Annotated in this window: 14 protein-coding genes and 1 rRNA gene; 8 read left to right on the top strand and 7 right to left on the bottom strand. The window is 71.7% G+C overall.

The features are described 5' to 3' along the window. The first annotated feature begins 163 nt into the window (after positions 1-163). Positions 164-280 (top strand): 5S ribosomal RNA (gene rrf / locus ACFYX0_RS12240). A 107-nt stretch (positions 281-387) separates the two neighbouring features. Here rrf and ACFYX0_RS12235 read toward each other — a convergent pair. Genes ACFYX0_RS12235 through ACFYX0_RS12215 form a run of 5 tightly spaced genes read right to left on the bottom strand, consistent with a single transcriptional unit; the run spans position 388 to position 5914 of the window. Further along, entirely contained in the window at positions 388-1698 is a 1311-nt protein-coding gene (locus ACFYX0_RS12235; RefSeq protein WP_388969523.1) for a DUF58 domain-containing protein, read from the bottom strand. After that, the gene (locus ACFYX0_RS12230; protein WP_388969547.1) at positions 1698-2687 is read right to left on the bottom strand and encodes an AAA family ATPase; all 990 of its coding nucleotides are present in this window, start codon (positions 2685-2687) and stop codon (positions 1698-1700) included. The genes ACFYX0_RS12235 and ACFYX0_RS12230 overlap by 1 nt, the downstream gene beginning before the upstream one ends. Next, positions 2687-3877 (bottom strand): DUF4350 domain-containing protein, encoded by a 1191-nt coding sequence (locus ACFYX0_RS12225; protein WP_388969521.1) that lies wholly within the window; start codon positions 3875-3877, stop codon positions 2687-2689. Before ACFYX0_RS12225 ends, ACFYX0_RS12230 begins: the two co-directional genes overlap by 1 nt. Further along, positions 3874-4590 (bottom strand): DUF4129 domain-containing protein, encoded by a 717-nt coding sequence (locus ACFYX0_RS12220; RefSeq protein ID WP_355904588.1) that lies wholly within the window; start codon positions 4588-4590, stop codon positions 3874-3876. The genes ACFYX0_RS12225 and ACFYX0_RS12220 overlap by 4 nt, the downstream gene beginning before the upstream one ends. A 4-nt stretch (positions 4591-4594) precedes the next feature. Further along, on the bottom strand, positions 4595-5914 hold the full coding sequence (locus tag ACFYX0_RS12215; protein WP_388969519.1) for a hypothetical protein: 1320 nt from the start codon (positions 5912-5914) through the stop codon (positions 4595-4597). Between the two features lie 141 nt (positions 5915-6055). Between ACFYX0_RS12215 and mtnA the strand changes: the two genes are divergently transcribed. The 7 genes from mtnA to ACFYX0_RS12180 all read left to right on the top strand — a co-directional run bounded on the left by mtnA (position 6056) and on the right by ACFYX0_RS12180 (position 14701). Then, positions 6056-7201, top strand: a complete 1146-nt coding sequence (gene mtnA, locus ACFYX0_RS12210; RefSeq protein WP_388969517.1) for an S-methyl-5-thioribose-1-phosphate isomerase — start codon at positions 6056-6058, stop codon at positions 7199-7201. An 8-nt stretch (positions 7202-7209) separates the two neighbouring features. After that, the gene (mtrA, locus tag ACFYX0_RS12205; RefSeq protein ID WP_311692199.1) at positions 7210-7899 is read left to right on the top strand and encodes a two-component system response regulator MtrA; all 690 of its coding nucleotides are present in this window, start codon (positions 7210-7212) and stop codon (positions 7897-7899) included. A gap of 2 nt (positions 7900-7901) precedes the next feature. After that, entirely contained in the window at positions 7902-9905 is a 2004-nt protein-coding gene (mtrB, locus tag ACFYX0_RS12200) for an MtrAB system histidine kinase MtrB (protein ID WP_388969515.1), read from the top strand. Between the two features lie 21 nt (positions 9906-9926). After that, positions 9927-11756, top strand: a complete 1830-nt coding sequence (locus tag ACFYX0_RS12195) for an LpqB family beta-propeller domain-containing protein (RefSeq protein WP_388969513.1) — start codon at positions 9927-9929, stop codon at positions 11754-11756. A gap of 123 nt (positions 11757-11879) precedes the next feature. Beyond that, complete coding sequence (locus tag ACFYX0_RS12190) at positions 11880-12737, top strand: ComF family protein (protein ID WP_388969511.1); 858 nt, start codon at positions 11880-11882, stop codon at positions 12735-12737. 314 nt (positions 12738-13051) lie between these two features. Next, positions 13052-13744 (top strand): ribosome hibernation-promoting factor, HPF/YfiA family, encoded by a 693-nt coding sequence (gene hpf / locus ACFYX0_RS12185; RefSeq protein ID WP_388969509.1) that lies wholly within the window; start codon positions 13052-13054, stop codon positions 13742-13744. A 210-nt stretch (positions 13745-13954) separates the two neighbouring features. Further along, positions 13955-14701 carry a response regulator transcription factor gene (locus ACFYX0_RS12180; protein ID WP_355904567.1) on the top strand — a complete coding sequence of 249 codons (747 nt, stop codon included), beginning with the start codon at positions 13955-13957 and terminating at the stop codon, positions 14699-14701. 54 nt (positions 14702-14755) lie between these two features. Here ACFYX0_RS12180 and ACFYX0_RS12175 read toward each other — a convergent pair whose 3' ends face one another. Beyond that, positions 14756-15958 (bottom strand): winged helix-turn-helix domain-containing protein, encoded by a 1203-nt coding sequence (locus tag ACFYX0_RS12175; protein WP_388969507.1) that lies wholly within the window; start codon positions 15956-15958, stop codon positions 14756-14758. Between the two features lie 59 nt (positions 15959-16017). Further along, entirely contained in the window at positions 16018-16596 is a 579-nt protein-coding gene (locus tag ACFYX0_RS12170) for a GNAT family N-acetyltransferase (RefSeq protein ID WP_388969505.1), read from the bottom strand. Positions 16597-16896: the final 300 nt, after the last annotated feature.

Genomic DNA, 16896 nt, shown 5'->3' with positions numbered 1-16896 from the left:
GGTTGATAGGCCGGATCTGGAAGCACGGTAACGTGTGGAGGTGACCGGTACTAATAGGCCGAGGGCTTGTCCTCAGTTGCTCGCGTCCACTGTGTCGGTTCTGAAACCACGAACAATCCCGCCGCCTTTTTGGTGGTGTGCCGGGTTGTCAGTTTCATAGTGTTTCGGTGGTCATAGCGTGAGGGAAACGCCCGGTTACATTTCGAACCCGGAAGCTAAGCCTTACAGCGCCGATGGTACTGCAGGGGGGACCCTGTGGGAGAGTAGGACGCCGCCGAACAAATTTTGAGAAAGCCCCCGTGCCATTCGGTACGGGGGCTTTCTGCGTTTAGGGTCTTGCATTCAGTGGGCCTCCGAGGAGGACCCACTCACCTTTCGTCCTCTCGCTCAGAGACGGCCCGCCGCCTTCAAGGCCAGATAGGCATCCGCCAGAGCCGGCGCCAGATCCTCCGGTGCCGCGTCCACGACCGTGACGCCGTGACGGCGTAGCTGTTCCGCCGTGCGGGTGCGTTCCGCCTGGGCCCGTGCCGCCGCGGCGGCCTCGTAGACCGCGTCGGCGTCCCCACGAGCTGTGGCCATACGGGCGACATGCGGATCGGAGACCGAGGCGAGCAGTACCGTGTGACGCTGGGTGAGGCGGGAGAGGACGGGCAGCAGTTCCTCCTCCACGGGGGCCGTGTCGAGGGTGGTCAGCAGGACGACCAAGGAGCGGCGCGGGGCCGTGCGGAGCGCGGTGGCCGTCAGCCCCCGGGCGTCCGTCTCGATGAGTTCCGGCTCCAATGTGGCCATGGCGTTGACCAGCGCCGGCAGGAGTTCACGGGCGGCACGGCTCTGGACCAGGGCGCGTACCCGGCGGTCGTAGGCGAGCAGGTCAACCCGGTCGCCGGCCCGGGAGGCCAGGGCGGCCAGCAGCAGAGCCGCGTCCATGGAGGCGTCCAGGCGTGGTGCGTCACCGACGCGGCCGGCGGAAGTCCGCCCGGTGTCCAGGACCAGAAGGATGTGGCGGTCGCGCTCGGGTCGCCAGGTGCGTACGGCGACCGTGGTCTGACGGGCCGTCGCGCGCCAGTCGATGGAGCGGGTGTCGTCGCCGGGTACGTAGTCGCGCAGGCTGTCGAACTCCGTGCCCTCGCCGCGGGTCAACACGCTGGTCCGGCCGTCCAGTTCGCGCAGGCGGGCCAGCCGGGAGGGAAGGTGCTTGCGGCTTGCGAAGGGAGGCAGGACCCGTACCGTCCAGGGGACCTTGTGGGTGCCCTGGCGGGAGAAGAGACCGAGGGGGCCGTAGGAGCGGATCGTGACGCGGTCGGCGTGGCGTTCGCCCCGACGGGTCGGCGTGAGACGGGTCGTGATCCGGCGGCGTTCGCCCGGAGGAACCGCCAGACGGTGGCGGGACGCGGCCACTTCGGTGCCCGGCTGCCAGCTGCTGGGCGGCCAGGCGTCGCGGAGGCGGGCGCGCACCGGCCGGCCGGACGGGTTGGTGACGGTGAGGGTCACGTCGGCCGCCTCGCCCAGGCGGACGGAGGTGTCGCCGGACCGGGTCAGCCGGAGGCGGCGTACGGGTGCGGCCAGTGCGAAGTCGCAGGCGCAGGCCAGGGCGAGTGAGCCGTTGACGGCGAGGACGCCCGTCCAGTCGGGCGCCCAGACGCCGACCGGAAGGGTGCCGAGTGCCGCGAGGAGCGCGGCTCGTCCGGTGAGCGCCATCAGCGGGGCACGGGGACGTGGGCGAGGATCGCGTTGATGACCGAGTCCGCGGTCACGCCCTCCATCTCTGCCTCCGGGCGGAGTTGGACCCGGTGACGGAGTGTCGGGAGGGCGAGGGCCTTCACATCGTCTGGGATGACGTAGTCACGGCCCGTCAGCCAGGCCCAGGCGCGGGCGGTGGCCAGGAGTGCCGTCGAGCCCCGGGGTGAGACGCCGAGGGTGAGTGACGGGGACTCGCGGGTGGCGCGGCAGATGTCCACGACGTAGGCGGTGATCTCGGGGGACACCGTCGTCTTGGCGACGGCGGCGCGTGCCGCCTCGAGGTCGGCGGCGCTCGCCACGGGGCGTACGCCGGCGGCGCGCAGGTCGCGCGGGTTGAAGCCGGCCGTGTGGCGGGCGAGGACGTCGATCTCGTCCTGGCGGGACGGGAGAGGGATCGTCAGCTTGAGCAGGAAGCGGTCCAGTTGGGCTTCCGGGAGGGGGTAGGTGCCCTCGTACTCGACCGGGTTCTGCGTTGCGGCGACCAGGAAGGGCTCGGGGAGCGGGCGCGGGTTGCCGTCGACCGTGACCTGGCGCTCCTCCATGGCTTCGAGGAGGGACGACTGCGTCTTCGGCGGGGTCCGGTTGATCTCGTCCGCGAGGAGCAGGTTGGTGAAGACCGGCCCGGGCTGGAAGGAGAACTCGGCGGTGCGCGCGTCGTAGACGAGGGAGCCGGTGATGTCGCTGGGCATCAGGTCGGGCGTGAACTGGACGCGCTTGGTGTCGAGTTCGAGGGCCGCCGAAAGGGCGCGGACGAGCAGGGTCTTGGCGACCCCGGGGACTCCTTCGAGGAGGACGTGGCCGCGGCACAGAAGGGCGACGACGAGACCGGTGACTGCGGGGTCCTGGCCGACCACGGCTTTGGCGATCTCGGCGCGCAGGGCCTCCAGGGAGGCCCGGACGGTGCCCGGGTCCCCGGTGTGCCCGGCGTTGTCAGTGGTCGGGTCCATCATGGACGGCGTACCTCTCTTTCGAGGGCGTCGAGTTGGTCGGCGAGTGCGATCAGGGCCGCGTCGTCACCGGGCGGCGGGCCGAAGAGGAGCGGGTGCAGGGACTGTCCGTCGTCGCGCAGATGGGCGGACAGCGTGGGGAGCAGGGCTTCGGGCGCGTGCGCCTGGGCGAGGGGGACGCCTACGAGGGGGGCGAGGCGGGTGCGAGTGGTGGAGCGCAGAGCGGCGGCCGCGCGGTCGCGGGCGCGCGCCTTTCGGTAGAGGCGCGCGCGGCCCTCGACGGTTTCGGAGGCGCGGATCGCGACGGGGAGATTCTCGTGGACGAGCGGGCCCAGTCGGCGTGCCCGCCACAGGGCGGCCACGGCTGCGGCGATGAAGAGCTGCAGTGTGCCCCACAGCCAGCCCGAGGGGAGCAGGTCGAAGAAGCTGCGTTGGCCCGAGTCGGTCGGCGAGGTGTCGGAGAGCGAGGGGAGGTACCAGACCAAATGGGAGCGGGAACCGAGCAGTTGAAGGGCGAGGGAGGCGTTGCCCTGCTTGTCGAGACGGCTGTTGTAGAGGATGTCGGGCGCGCCGAGGACGACGGTGTCGCCGCTTCCGGACGCGGCCGGGATTCGCAGCAGGGTGGGCAGGCCGTCGCTGGGGTAGCAGCGGTCGGCGTCGGCGACGGTCGTGAGGTAGCGGAGCCCGCCCAGGTCCGCGCTGCCCGCGCGCCGGGCGGCGGGGAGCGCGCAGCCGGGGGCCAGTTGCGACTCGAAGCTGGGTGCGGGGTCCGCCGAGACTCCCGGGACGAGGCCGTCGAGGGAGGTCCGGGGTGCGACCAGGACCGTTCGGCCGCCGGAGTCGCGCGTCGCCTGCTGCAGACGCTCCTGCTGGTGATGCGTCAGAAGGTCGGGCGCGGCGAGCAGGAGGGTGGTGTCGGGTGCGGTGGCGGCGCGTGCCTCGTCGAGCGTGGTGACGACCCGGGCGGAGACGCCGCGTTCGGCGAGGAGCGCGGCGACGGCGTGGCTGCCGTAGGGGTCGGCCGAGCGCGGGTCGAGGCGGCCGTGATGAGCGCTGGAGCGGACGACGGCGATCACGACGGCGCCGGCCAGGAGGAGCACGACGGCGAGCAGGACGCCGCGCGACCGGGTCCACAGCTGGCGGGCGGTGGGCGAGGCGTAGGTGGCGGGGAGCGTGGCCTCGGCGGTCATCCGGCGGCTCCGTGGTGGGCGTCGGGGGCCGTGCCGGGGGTGCTGTCGGCGAGCTGGGGCTTGGTGCGCTCCAGGTCGTCGTCGAGGGAGGCGAGGCGGCGGTACGTTCCTTCGCCCGCGGCCCGGCCGCCGTATGTGACGTCGTCGAAGTCCCGGGCGGCGGTGTGGAGCCGGTCCGCGTGGTCGGGGAGGGCGCGGCCGGCCTCGGTGGCGGCCTCGTCGGCGGTGCGACCGGGGCGTACGTCGAGCAGCGCGCGTTCCTCCAGGGAGCGGACGACGGCTCGCATGCGTTCCTGGACGGCCTGGTTCCAGTGGCCCTGGGCGGCATGCGCCTCGGCGGCCGCGCGGTGCTCGGCGGCGCTCTTGGGGCGGTCCTCGAAGAGGGTGGCGGACGAGGTGGGCAGGCGGCGCGGGATGCCGAGGCGCCACCACAGGGCCCCGACGAGCGCCAGGACCGCCAGCACGATGACGAGCAGGCCCACGGAGCCGCCCGGCGTCGCGGTGGACGCGGCGTCCAGGAGGCCGCTGACCCAGTCCCAGAACGCGTTCAGGGCGCGTTGCAGCAGGCTGGGGTCGTTCTCGTGGTACATCCGCTTGGCCAGCTCACGCCGGGCCGCCTCCCGCGCCGGATCGCGCGGGATCGTGACCGGTGGCAGGTCGCCCGAGCGCCACAGCACCGGGGCGACCGCCCACACTCCCCCCGCCGGACTCACCCCGTCAGCTCCCCGGGGTGGCGGTGCTGTCGGCGCCGTAGCCCTGGACGCCTGCGGCACGGGCCAGGTCGAGGTCGAGGGCCTCGCGGCGGATGCGCTGGTCGATGTAGAGCAGCACGGTCACACCGGCACTGATCGGGAAGGTGAGCGTGCGCCCGATCACCGAGCCGATGCCGGTGACGATCAGGAACGTCCAGCCGGGATTGGCGCCGGCGCTGCCCATGAGGTTGCCGAAGCCGTCACCGCTGAGGACCGCCGCGATGATGGCGAAGGGGATGACGACGAGCGATCCTACGATGCCTGCGATGATCTGGGCGAGTACCTGGATGCCGAAGACCCGCCACCACGAGCCGCGGATCAGCTTGGCGGAGCGGCTCATCGACGTGCGGATGCTCTGCTTCTCGAGCATCAGCGCGGGCGAGGCGAGCGAGAAGCGCATCAAGATCCATATGTCGACCACCAGGGCGCCGAGGCCACCGATGACGGCCAGCGCGACGCCCGCGGCGGTCGAACCGGACACCGCGACGAGGATGCCGGGTGCCGTGCCGACGGTGAGGATCGCCAGGGCCATGAGCATCAGCAGGAGCGTCAGACCGGACAGCCTCAGCAGCTGCGGGCGGGCGTCGCGCCAGGCCTCCGCGACGGTCACCGGCCTGCCGAGCACCGCCCGGCTGGTGACGGTGGTCAGCAGCGCGGTCGCGATGATGGTGCCGAGCAGGGTCACCAGGAAGACCACGCCGGAGCTCAGCATCACCTCGCCCATGGCGCGCCCCACCTCGCTCGCGGAGGAGCTGGGGTCGCGGAGGGTGTCCGTCGTGGCCTGGTCGTCGAGGACGAACTTCTGGAACAGGATGGTGACGATCTCCGTCAGGACGGAGACGCCGAGCGAGATGCCGAGGACCGCGCGCCAGTGGGTGCGCATGGTGGAGACCGCGCCGTCGAGGATCTCGCCGACGCCGAGCGGGCGCAGCGGGATCACACCGGGTTTGGCGGCGGGCGGCGGGCCCCAGGCCCCGCCCCAGCCTCCAGGACCGCGGCCGGGGCCGCCCCAGCCGCCGCCAGGGGCCCCGTAGCCGGGACCTGCGGGCGAGCCGCCCCAGCCCGCTCCGGGCGGGGGTGGCGGGGCCTGGCCGGGAATCTGGGCGTGCGGAGCGCTCCACTGCCCCGACGGGGGCTGCTCCTTGGACCACTGGGTCGGCGGCTGCGGCTGATCGCCGCCGCTCTGGTCCGAGGGCTGCTCCGCGGGCCGCGCGCCGGTGGCGTCCGGCTGTTCCCCGTCGGAGGGTGCGGATCCGGGCGATGCCCAGCCCGGAGTGTCATTCATCGTCGCTCCTTCACGGTGCCCGCTCCGCGGACGCGGCGGCGAGTTGGCAGACATCGTGCCACGGTGTGTCCCGCGAGGGACCAGGGGTGGTGTGGGCTGTACACCTTCAATTGTCGGCGGGATACGGGGCAGACTGACCGCATGGCTGATCAGTACGCGCGACCAGGCGAGGACAACCAGTCGACGGACATACCCGTGATCCGCTGGGAGGAGCCGCCCGAAGGGCCTGTGCTGGTCCTTCTCGACCAGAGGAGACTGCCGGCCGAGGAGGTCGAGCTCGTCTGCACGGACCCGTCGGCGCTGGTGGACGCGATCCGTACGCTCGCCGTGCGCGGGGCGCCGCTGCTCGGGATCGCCGGGGCCTACGGTGTGGCGCTGGCCGCCGCGCGCGGCTTCGACGTGGACGAGGCCGCCGCCGCGCTGGCGGGGGCCCGGCCGACCGCGGTGAACCTCGCCGTCGGTGTGCGCAGGGCCCAGGCCGCGTACCGGGCCGCGTTCGCCGGCGACGGGGACCTGCGGCAGGCCGCGGAGGCGGCGCTGGCCGCGGCGCGCGCCCTGCACCAGGAGGACGCCGAGGCCAGCGCGCGGATGGCGCGGCACGGCCTGGCCCTGCTGGACGAGTTGCTGCCCGGCGGCGGGCACCGGGTGCTCACCCACTGCAACACGGGCGCGCTGGTGTCCGGCGGCGAGGGAACGGCGTTCGCGGTGGCGCTCGCGGCGCACCGGGCGGGGCGGTTGCGCAGGCTGTGGGTGGACGAGACGCGTCCGTTGCTGCAAGGTGCTCGTTTGACGGCGTACGAGGCGGCCCGTAACGGGATGGCGTACACCTTGCTCACGGACAACGCGGCAGGTTCTCTGTTCGCGGCGGGCGAGGTGGACGCCGTGCTGATCGGGGCGGACCGGATCGCCGCCGATGGTTCGGTCGCGAACAAGGTGGGGAGCTATCCGCTCGCCGTTCTCGCCAGGTATCACCATGTGCCGTTCATCGTGGTGGCGCCGGTGACGACTGTCGATCCGGGCACGTCGGACGGGGCGTCCATCGAGGTGGAGCAGCGGCCCGGGCACGAGGTGACGGAGGTCACCGCACCTCGGGTGCCGGTGGCGGGAGCGGAAGCGGGAGGCGGGATACCGGTGGCACCCCTGGGAACCCAGGCGTACAACCGGGCGTTCGATGTGACGCCGCCCGAGCTGGTGACGGCGATCGTCACCGAGAAGGGCGTCGTCTCCCCTGTGACGGCCGATGCACTCGCTGCGCTGTGTGACAGCTCACGCCAGGTAACAATTTAGTTAATGGGATGATGTGGTCCATGAAGGGACGAGTCCTTGTCGTCGACGACGACACCGCACTGGCCGAGATGCTCGGCATCGTGCTGCGTGGTGAAGGTTTTGAGCCGTCTTTCGTAGCTGACGGCGACAAGGCGCTGGCCGCTTTCCGTGAGGCCAAGCCTGATCTGGTGCTGCTCGACCTGATGCTGCCCGGACGGGACGGCATCGAGGTGTGCCGCCTGATCAGGGCGGAGTCCGGTGTGCCGATCGTGATGCTCACGGCCAAGAGCGACACCGTGGATGTGGTGGTCGGCCTTGAGTCGGGTGCGGACGACTACATCGTGAAGCCGTTCAAGCCGAAGGAGCTGGTGGCCCGGATCCGGGCGCGGCTGCGGAGGTCCGAGGAGCCGGCGCCCGAGCAGCTCGCGATCGGTGACCTGGTCATCGACGTGGCCGGTCACTCGGTGAAGCGGGACGGGCAGTCCATCGCCCTGACGCCGCTGGAGTTCGACCTGCTGGTGGCGCTGGCGCGCAAGCCGTGGCAGGTGTTCACGCGCGAGGTCCTGCTCGAGCAGGTCTGGGGCTACCGCCACGCGGCGGACACCCGTCTCGTCAACGTGCACGTCCAGCGGCTGCGCTCCAAGGTCGAGAAGGACCCGGAGCGGCCGGAGATCGTGGTGACGGTCCGTGGCGTCGGTTACAAGGCGGGACCGAGCTGAACGTGTCGCGTGACAGTGCCGCTTCGGCCCCCGGCCGCCCGGAGCGGCCTGCCGGACGGCGCACGGCGGGCTCCGGATGGGAACGGTTGATGGAGGGCGGGCTGCTGCAGGGCGGAGTCCAGGGCAGCCCGGTCCTCCGGCTCGTCATGCGCTGGGTGCGCCGTCCGCTGCTGCCCGTGATGCGGCTGTGGCGGCGCAACATCCAGCTCAAGATCGTCGTCACGACGCTGCTGATGTCCCTGGGGGTCGTGCTGCTGCTCGGCTTCGTCGTCATCGGACAGGTGCGCAACGGTCTTCTCGACGCCAAGGTGAAGGCGTCCCAGAGCCAGGCCGTCGGCGGCTTCACGGTCGCCGGGCAGAAGGCCGACAGCGCGGTCAGCGCCAGCGGCGGCGACGACAACTCGGGCACGGGCACCTACCCGGTGCAGAACGTCAGCGGATGGATGAGCGACCTCGTCGAATCGCTCTCCAGCGGTGGCCAGGGCGCCTTCGACGTGGTCACCCTGAGCACTACCGCCGTGGACAGCGGCGACAACCGGGGTCTCGGTCCGCGCGCGTCGGGTGACGTGGACCCCAGCCAGAGCGTGCCGGAGGACCTGCGCCGGCGCGTCGGTTCCGGCATGGGCGTGGCCCAGAGCTACACCCGCATCGTCTACACCGACAGCGACCGCGATCCGCAGCCCGCGCTCATCATCGGCAAGCAGATCAACGACCCCAACGGACACCCGTACCAGCTGTACTACCTCTTCCCGCTCACCCAGGAGGAGAAGTCGCTCAGCCTGGTCAAGGGGACCCTGGCGACGGCCGGCCTGTTCGTCGTGGTGCTCCTCGGGGCCATCGCCTGGCTCGTGGTGCGCCAGGTCGTCACCCCCGTGCGGATGGCGGCGGGCATCGCCGAGCGGCTGTCCGCCGGGCGGCTGCAGGAACGTATGAAGGTCACCGGCGAGGACGACATCGCGCGTCTGGGCGAGGCCTTCAACAAGATGGCGCAGAACCTCCAGTTGAAGATCCAGCAGCTGGAGGACCTGTCGAGGATGCAGCGCCGGTTCGTGTCGGACGTGTCGCACGAGCTGCGCACACCGCTGACGACCGTGCGGATGGCGGCCGACGTCATCCACGAGGCGCGCGTCGACTTCGACCCGGTGACCTCGCGGTCGGCGGAACTGCTCGCGGACCAGCTGGACCGTTTCGAGTCACTGCTCGCGGACCTGCTGGAGATCAGCCGTTTCGACGCGGGCGCGGCGGCCCTGGAGGCCGAGCCGATCGACCTGCGCGAGGTCGTGCGGCGGGTGGTGAGCGGGGCGGAGCCGCTTGCCGAGCGCAAGGGCACGCAGATACGGATCGTCGGCGACCAGCAGCCCGTCGTCGCCGAGGCCGACGCCCGGCGGGTGGAGCGGGTGCTGCGCAATCTGGTCGTCAACGCGGTCGAGCACGGCGAGGGCAAGGACGTCGTCGTCAAGCTCGCCGCGGCGGGCGGCGCGGTCGCGATCGCGGTACGGGACTACGGCGTGGGCCTCAAGCCGGGCGAGGCGACCCGGGTGTTCAGCCGGTTCTGGCGGGCCGACCCGGCACGCGCGCGTACCACCGGTGGTACGGGCCTGGGGCTGTCGATCGCCCTGGAGGACGCCCGGCTCCACGGTGGCTGGCTGCAGGCGTGGGGCGAGCCGGGCGGAGGTTCGCAGTTCCGGCTGACCCTGCCGCGGACCGCGGACGAGCCGCTGCGGGGCTCCCCGATACCCCTGGAGCCCATGGACTCGCGGAGAAACCGCGGGCTGAACGAGGCCGGGCAGTCACAGGGCGGCTCGGGCAAGCTCGCCACGGTGCCCGCACAGTCCACGGGCGAGCGGGCCTCGATCGCGCCGAGAATGGCCGCCGTGACGCCCACGGCCGACCCGACCGCGCTGCCGGGCAACGGCGCGCGGGTGGTGCCGCGGCCCACCGGGGCCGTGCGGCACCGGGAGGACAGCACACAGGACCCGTCGCGGGGCGACGGACCGCACGAGTGAGTGAGCAAGGGGAGGCAGTTCGTGGGCGCTGAGGGGGGCAGGCGGTGGCGTGCGCCGCGCACCGGCGTGTTCGTCGGCTGTGGTGCCGTACTGCTGGCCGGGTGTGCCTCGATGCCGGACAGCGGGGACCTGCGCGGGGTGGAGTCGACGCCCCGGCAGGACGCCCAGGTCCGGGTGTTCGCGATGCCGCCGCGGGAGAACGCCGGGCCCGGGGAGATCGTGCAGGGCTTCCTGGAGGCGCTGACCAGTGACGACCCGCAGTACGAGACGGCCCGCAAGTATCTGACCGCGGGTGCCTCGCGCACCTGGCACCCCGACCAGTCCACCACCGTGCTGTCCGACGGGCCGAACCCCGTGTCCGAGCACAGCAGGAACCGCGAGGGGGACGACGACTACTCGTACACGCTGACGGGCAGCGAGTTCGCCGTCGTGGACGCTCAGCACGCGTACGCGCCGGACTCGGGGACCTACAGCCGGACGGTGCACCTCACGCTGCAGAAGAAGACCAACCAGTGGCGCATCGACGCGCTGCCGCAGGGCGTGGTGATGGGCAGGTCCGACTTCCAGCGCAACTATGTGTCGGTCAACAAGTACTACTACGCCGCGAACGTGCCCGCCGCGGAGGGCGGGCAGCTGAGCACCGTCGCCGACCCGGTGTACGTGCGCAGCAAGGTGGACGCCGTCACCTCGACGGTCCGTGCGCTGCTGAAGGGGCCCACGCGCTGGCTGGACCCGGTCGCGACGTCGAGCTTCCCCCCGGGGACGGCGCTCAGGAAGGACGTCACCTCGCTGTCGCCCGACGACCAGAACAAGCTGACGGTGCCGCTGAACGCCAACGCGGACCGGGTCGGGCGGACACAGTGCTCGCGGATGGCGGCGCAGTTGCTGTTCACGCTGCAGGATCTGACGCCGACGGGGGTGAGCCAGGTCGAGCTGGAGCGCTCCGACGGCAGAAAGCTGTGCGAGCTGAACGAGAGCCGGGCGGAGACCATCGCCTCGCACGGCACGGCCAAGCAGCCCGAGTACGAGTACTTCATCGACGGCAAGCAGCGGCTGGTCCGGCTGCCGAGCAGTGGCAGTTCCAACCAGTTCGACCCGGTGCCGGGAGCGCTCGGCGAGGGGGAGAGGAAGCTGCGCGCGGCCGCCGTGTCGCGTGACGAGGACCGGGCGGCCGGGGTCTCGGCCGACGGGCGGTATCTGTACGTCGGGGCGCTGGAGCCGAGCACCCCGCTCGGGAATCCGGTGCTGGCCAGCCAGGGTCTGTCGGAGGACGACCGGCTGACGACGCCGAGCTGGGACGGCGGCGGCGACCTGTGGGTGGCCGACCGCGATCCGAAGCACCCTCGGCTCGTGGTGCTGGTGAAGGGCGCGGGCCAGCCGATCGAGGTCAGCACACCGGAACTCGACGGACGCATCGAGGCGGTGCGGGTCGCGGCCGACGGTGTGCGGATCGCGCTCATCGTGCAGAAGGCCGGCAAGACGTCCCTGCAGATCGGGCGGGTCGAGCGGCAGAACGGGGCCGACGGCCACAATGTCGTGTCGATCCTCGGACTGCGGTCCGTCACCCCGCAGTTGGAGGAGGTCACGGCCATGTCCTGGGCCGGGGACAGCCGGCTCGTGGTGGTCGGACGGGAGTCCGGAGGGGTGCAGCAGATGCGCTACGTGCAGGTCGACGGCTCCGTGCCGGCGGGCAACGCGCCGCCCTCGCTGACCGGGGTGAAGCAGATCGCGGCGTCCGAGGACGAGCGGCTGCCACTGGTGGCCTACTCGGAGGACGGCATCGTGCGGCTCTCGGCCGGGGCGCAGTGGCAGAAGGTCGTCAAGGGGACGGCGCCGGTCTATCCGGGCTGAACCGCTGCATCGCCGCGCATCGCCGGCGCTACGGCGGGGCCCGGCCGGTCCGGGCCCCGGTTGTCCACAGGGCGTTTTCCACAGGGCTGGCAGGCCGCTGTCCGGCTTGGCACAGTGGTGGCCATGCGGGGGTGGTGGCAGGACCTCACCGACCTGGTGCTGCCCGCCGAGTGCGGAGGCTGCGGAAGGCCGCGCACGGTGCTCTGCCCGGAGTGCCGAGCGGCCCTGCACGGGAGCGCACCACGGCGGGTGCGACCGGTGCCGGAGCCGGCGGGGCTGCCCGTGGTGCACGCGGCGGCTGCCTATGAGGGCGCGGTGCGCGCCATGCTGCTGGCGCACAAGGAGCGGGGCGTCCTGATGCTGGCGAGGCCCCTCGGCCGGGCGCTCGCCGGGTGCGTAGGGGCGGGGCTGGGCGAGACCGGGGACCGGGCCGGTGGTGCGTGGCCGTCCGTGCTGCTGGTGCCCGTGCCCTCGGCGCGCCGGGCGGTGCGGGCGCGGGGGCACGACCCCATGCGGCGGATCGCGCTGGCTGCCGCGGGGGAACTGCGCCGGGCGGGGACGGCGGCCCGGGTGGCGGCCGTGCTGCGCCAGCGCAGGGCGGTGGCCGACCAGTCGGGACTCGGTTCCAGGCAGCGGCTGGCCAATCTCGCCGGCGCGCTGGAAGTGGCCGAAGGCGGCGCCCGGCTGCTGGCCGACGGGCCGGTGGTCCTCGTCGACGATCTGATGACCACGGGAGCGTCGCTGGCGGAGGCGGCGCGCGCGGTACGGGCGGCGGTCGGGCACCCTCGAATGAGGGACCCGGAGGTGTATGCGCGCGTGACAGGGGAAGCAAGGGGGGAACGAAGAGCACGGGAGGCGACGGAAGTGCCCGCCCGGGTGCGGTGGTCAGCGGGAAAGCCCGCCGCTCACGGCGCCACGGAGGAGATCCACGCGGCCGTGATCGCAGCGCCGCCGGATTCTTTCGAATTCAACCGGAACTGACCGAGGACTTGCCTCGTTACAGGTAATGAGAAGGTCAATTCACCGGAATGGAGGTACGCGGCAGTAGAGGGTGACGACATCCGTCCGAGCGAGATATGTTCGGTTGTGAGAGAAAGGCGCAGGCCATCCCTCGCTTATCCGAATGTGTGCTGCGGGCTTTCTGCAATCACCCGCAGCCGTGGGATGGAGATCTCGCCCACGGGGGAGGAGGAGGTGGAAGTCACCGAGTCCGCGGCTCCGGAGCTGACCGGAGCCTGGTGCACAAGGGAGATGCTCCGCCGGGAATGCGGAGCGATCCGGGAACGGAGTTCTGCGTGGACATCGTCGTCAAGGGCCGCAAGACCGAGGTGCCCGAGCGGTTCCGGAAGCACGTGGCCGAGAAGCTGAAGCTGGACAAGATCCAGAAGCTGGATGCCAAGGTGATCAGCCTGGACGTCGAGGTGTCCAAGGAGCCCAACCCCCGACAGGCCGACCGTTCCGACCGAGTGGAGATCACCCTCCGTTCCCGCGGTCCGGTGATCAGGGCGGAGGCGGCGGCCAGCGATCCGTACGCGGCACTCGACCTGGCGTCGGAGAAGCTCGAGGCGCGGCTGCGCAAAGAGCACGACAAGCGCCACACCCGCCGCGGAGTCCGCAGGCTCACGGCGGCCGAGGTGCCCGACCACGTCCCGGGCGCCGCGACCCTCAACGGCAACGGCACCATCGTGTCGGAGGAGGACGCGGACGGCGTGCCGACCAAGAAGATCGGGTCGCTCGAGGTGAAGGGCGAAGGCCCCCTCATCGTCCGCGAGAAGACACATGTCGCGTCCCCGATGTCACTCGACCAAGCCCTCTACGAGATGGAGCTGGTCGGGCACGACTTCTATCTGTTCGTCGACTCCGAGACCAAGCAACCCAGCGTCGTCTACCGCCGGCATGCCTATGACTACGGCGTCATTCACCTGAGCACCGACCAGATGGTGGCTCAGACACAGGCGGCTGCGGCAGGCGGAGTGGTCGGCGGCTGATTTCCGCCGGGTGACGGCAGTACCGGTGTGCCCCTGGGAGAGCCTGTGCGCCCCCAGGGGCTCCCGTGTGCGGCCATTTCTCGCCGTGCTCTGTCACCTGGCGACCGCCCGGACATGGAATCATGGCCCGTAACGGCTCAACCGGTGGGTCGTTGCCTTGGGTTGGCGATGGCACAGGACCACAGGCCACAGCCTTCAGGGGGAGGAACGATGGCGGACAGCTTCGGACCGATGCATGAGGAGGATGCCGACGACGGCGTCGTCGGCATGGGCCCGGAGGAGGGCTCTGCCGGTGGCGAGCCCATCCGCGTCCTCGTGGTGGACGACCACGCGCTCTTCCGCCGCGGCCTGGAGATCGTGCTGGCCGCCGAGGAGGACATCCAGGTCGTCGGTGAGGCGGGAGACGGCGCGGAGGCGGTCGACAAGGCGGCCGACCTGCTGCCCGACATCGTGCTCATGGACGTCCGGATGCCCAAGCGGGGCGGGATCGAGGCCTGCACCTCCATCAAGGAGGTGGCACCCAGCGCCAAGATCATCATGCTGACGATCAGCGACGAGGAGGCCGATCTCTACGACGCGATCAAGGCGGGCGCGACCGGGTACCTCCTCAAGGAGATCTCCACGGACGAGGTGGCCACGGCCATCCGCGCGGTCGCCGACGGGCAGTCGCAGATCAGCCCCTCCATGGCGTCGAAACTCCTCACCGAGTTCAAGTCCATGATCCAGCGGACCGACGAGCGCCGGCTCGTCCCGGCGCCCCGGCTCACCGACCGTGAGCTGGAGGTCCTCAAGCTCGTCGCCACCGGGATGAACAACCGGGACATCGCCAAGGAACTGTTCATCTCCGAGAACACCGTGAAGAACCACGTGCGCAACATCCTGGAGAAGCTGCAGCTGCACTCCAGGATGGAGGCCGTGGTCTACGCGATGCGGGAGAAGATCCTCGAGATCCGCTGACCGGCGGGCGCGACACCCCCCGGCAGCGGGCCGCCGGGGACACCGCGGCGTGGATCAGTCCAGGGCGCGGGCCAGCTCGCGGATCAGCGGCTCCCGCAGGGCCGGGGCGTCCACCCGCTCCACGCGTACGTTCGTGCAGTCCACCCAGGACGCCGCCTCCAGCAGGGCCTGGGCCGCCGCCGGGACCGCCCGGGCATCCTCCAGCGTGACCTGCTTGGCGACCAGGGTGCTGCCCTCGCGCGCCGGGTCCACCCGGCCGACCAGCCGGCCGCCGGCGAGCACCGGCATCGCGAAGTAGCCGTGGACGCGCTTCGGCTTGGGGACGTAGGCCTCCAGGCGGTGTGTGAAGCCGAAGATCCGCTCCGTGCGCGCCCGCTCCCAGATCAGGGAGTCGAAGGGCGACAGCAGCGTCGTACGGTGGCGGCCGTGCGGCGGGGTCGCGAGCGCCGCCGGGTCCGCCCACGCCGGTTTGCCCCAGCCCTCGACCGTCACCGGGACCAGGCCCGAGTCCGCGATCACCGCGTCGACCTGCTCGCCCTTGAGCCGGTGGTAGTCCGCGATGTCCGCGCGCGTGCCGACGCCGAGGGACCGGCCGGCGAGACCCACCAGCCGGCGCAGGCACTCGGTGTCGTCCAGCTCGTCGTGGAGCAGGGCCTCGGGGACGGCGCGCTCGGCGAGGTCGTAGACCCGCTTCCAGCCGCGGCGCTCGACGCACACCACCTCGCCGTACATCAGCGCGCGCTCCACCGCGACCTTCGTGCCGGACCAGTCCCACCACTCGCCGGTCCTCTTCGCACCGCCCAGGTCCGTGGCGGTGAGCGGGCCCTCGGCGCGCAGCTGCTTGATCACTTGGTCGTACGCACCGTCCGGCAGCGCGTGGTTCCAGTGCGGGCGGGAGCGGTAGGCGCGGCGGCGGAAGGCGAAGTGGGGCCACTCCTCGACGGGGAGGATGCAGGCGGCGTGCGACCAGTACTCGAAGGCGTGGGGGTGGGGCGCGGAGCTGCCGGCCGCCGACGGCCTCCAGTACGCCGCGTCGACCGACCCGCGCCCTATCGCGCCGAGACGGGCGTACGCGATGAGCTCGTGGGAGCGGGCGAGGACCGAGATGGTGTCGAGCTGGACCGCTCCGAGGTGCCGCAGGACCCCGCGCACGCCTGCCCTGCGGTCGGGGGCCCCGAGGAAGCCCTGCGCCCGCAGGGCGATGCGGCGGGCTTCGTCGGCGGTCAGTTCGGCGGTGGGTCGCGGCAGACTCGGCATGCTCACACCGTAGAGCCCCCCACTGACAACGCCGGGTGGGCCGGGGTCCCGGCCCCTGCCTACGCCCGCCGGGACGGTGCCGGCAGATAGGGCGCCGACGACGGCAGGCCCAGGTCGGACGGCAGCAGCGAGCCCACCCAGCAGTCCCGCCGGATCCCCTTGTTGTTGATCGCGGAGCGCAGGGTGCCCTCGACGGTGAAGCCCGCACGTTCCGCGACGGCGCGCGAGCCCGCGTTGCCCACCTCGGCGCGCCACTCCAGGCGGTCGATCGACACCTGGGTGAAGGCCCAGCGCGCCGCGGCGAGCGTCGCCTCCGTGATGTAGCCGTTGCCCCGGTGCTCCTTCGCCGTCCAGAAGCCCACCTCGGCGACGCCCAGGGAGCGCATCGTCAGACCGAGCATGCTGACCAGGTCCCCGGAGGGCAGGAAGACACCGAAGGTGAACATCGAGGCGTCGGCCCAGCCGTCGGGAGCTATCTGGCCGACGAACCCCTCCGCGTGCTCACGCAGATACGGCGACGGGATCGTGGTCCAGCGCTGGATGTCGGGGTCCTGGGCGGCCGCGAACACCGCGTCGGCGTCCTGCGGGTCCACGGTGCGCAGCAGGAGACGTTCAGTGGTCAGAGTGACGGGGTCCATCGCCCGATTCTGCTCGGGCCCCCGCCCTGCCGCCACGACATTTCGCGCCGCCCCGCCGGACGGGGCGTGTCCGCCACGCCGTCGGGTCTCCTCCCGCCCCATCGGGTCAGGGGACGGTTACTTTTCGTGGCACGGACGCGGCACCTTCCGTCATCCCCGTCCGTTGTCCTAGTGGCTGTCGAAGACAGACCTCCCGGCGTGGCGGGGTCCTCGCTTACGATGGCCGTTGCTCAAGCTGTCATACAGAACCGACCGTCCATAACCGACCGTCCCAGGCCCGACCGGCAAGGAGACAAACCC

This window comes from Streptomyces sp. NPDC002573 (genome assembly GCF_042889625.1).
Lineage (GTDB): Bacteria > Actinomycetota > Actinomycetes > Streptomycetales > Streptomycetaceae > Streptomyces > Streptomyces gibsoniae.
Note: the sequence above shows the minus strand (reverse complement) of the source record. Positions and strands in the feature narration are given on the sequence as shown.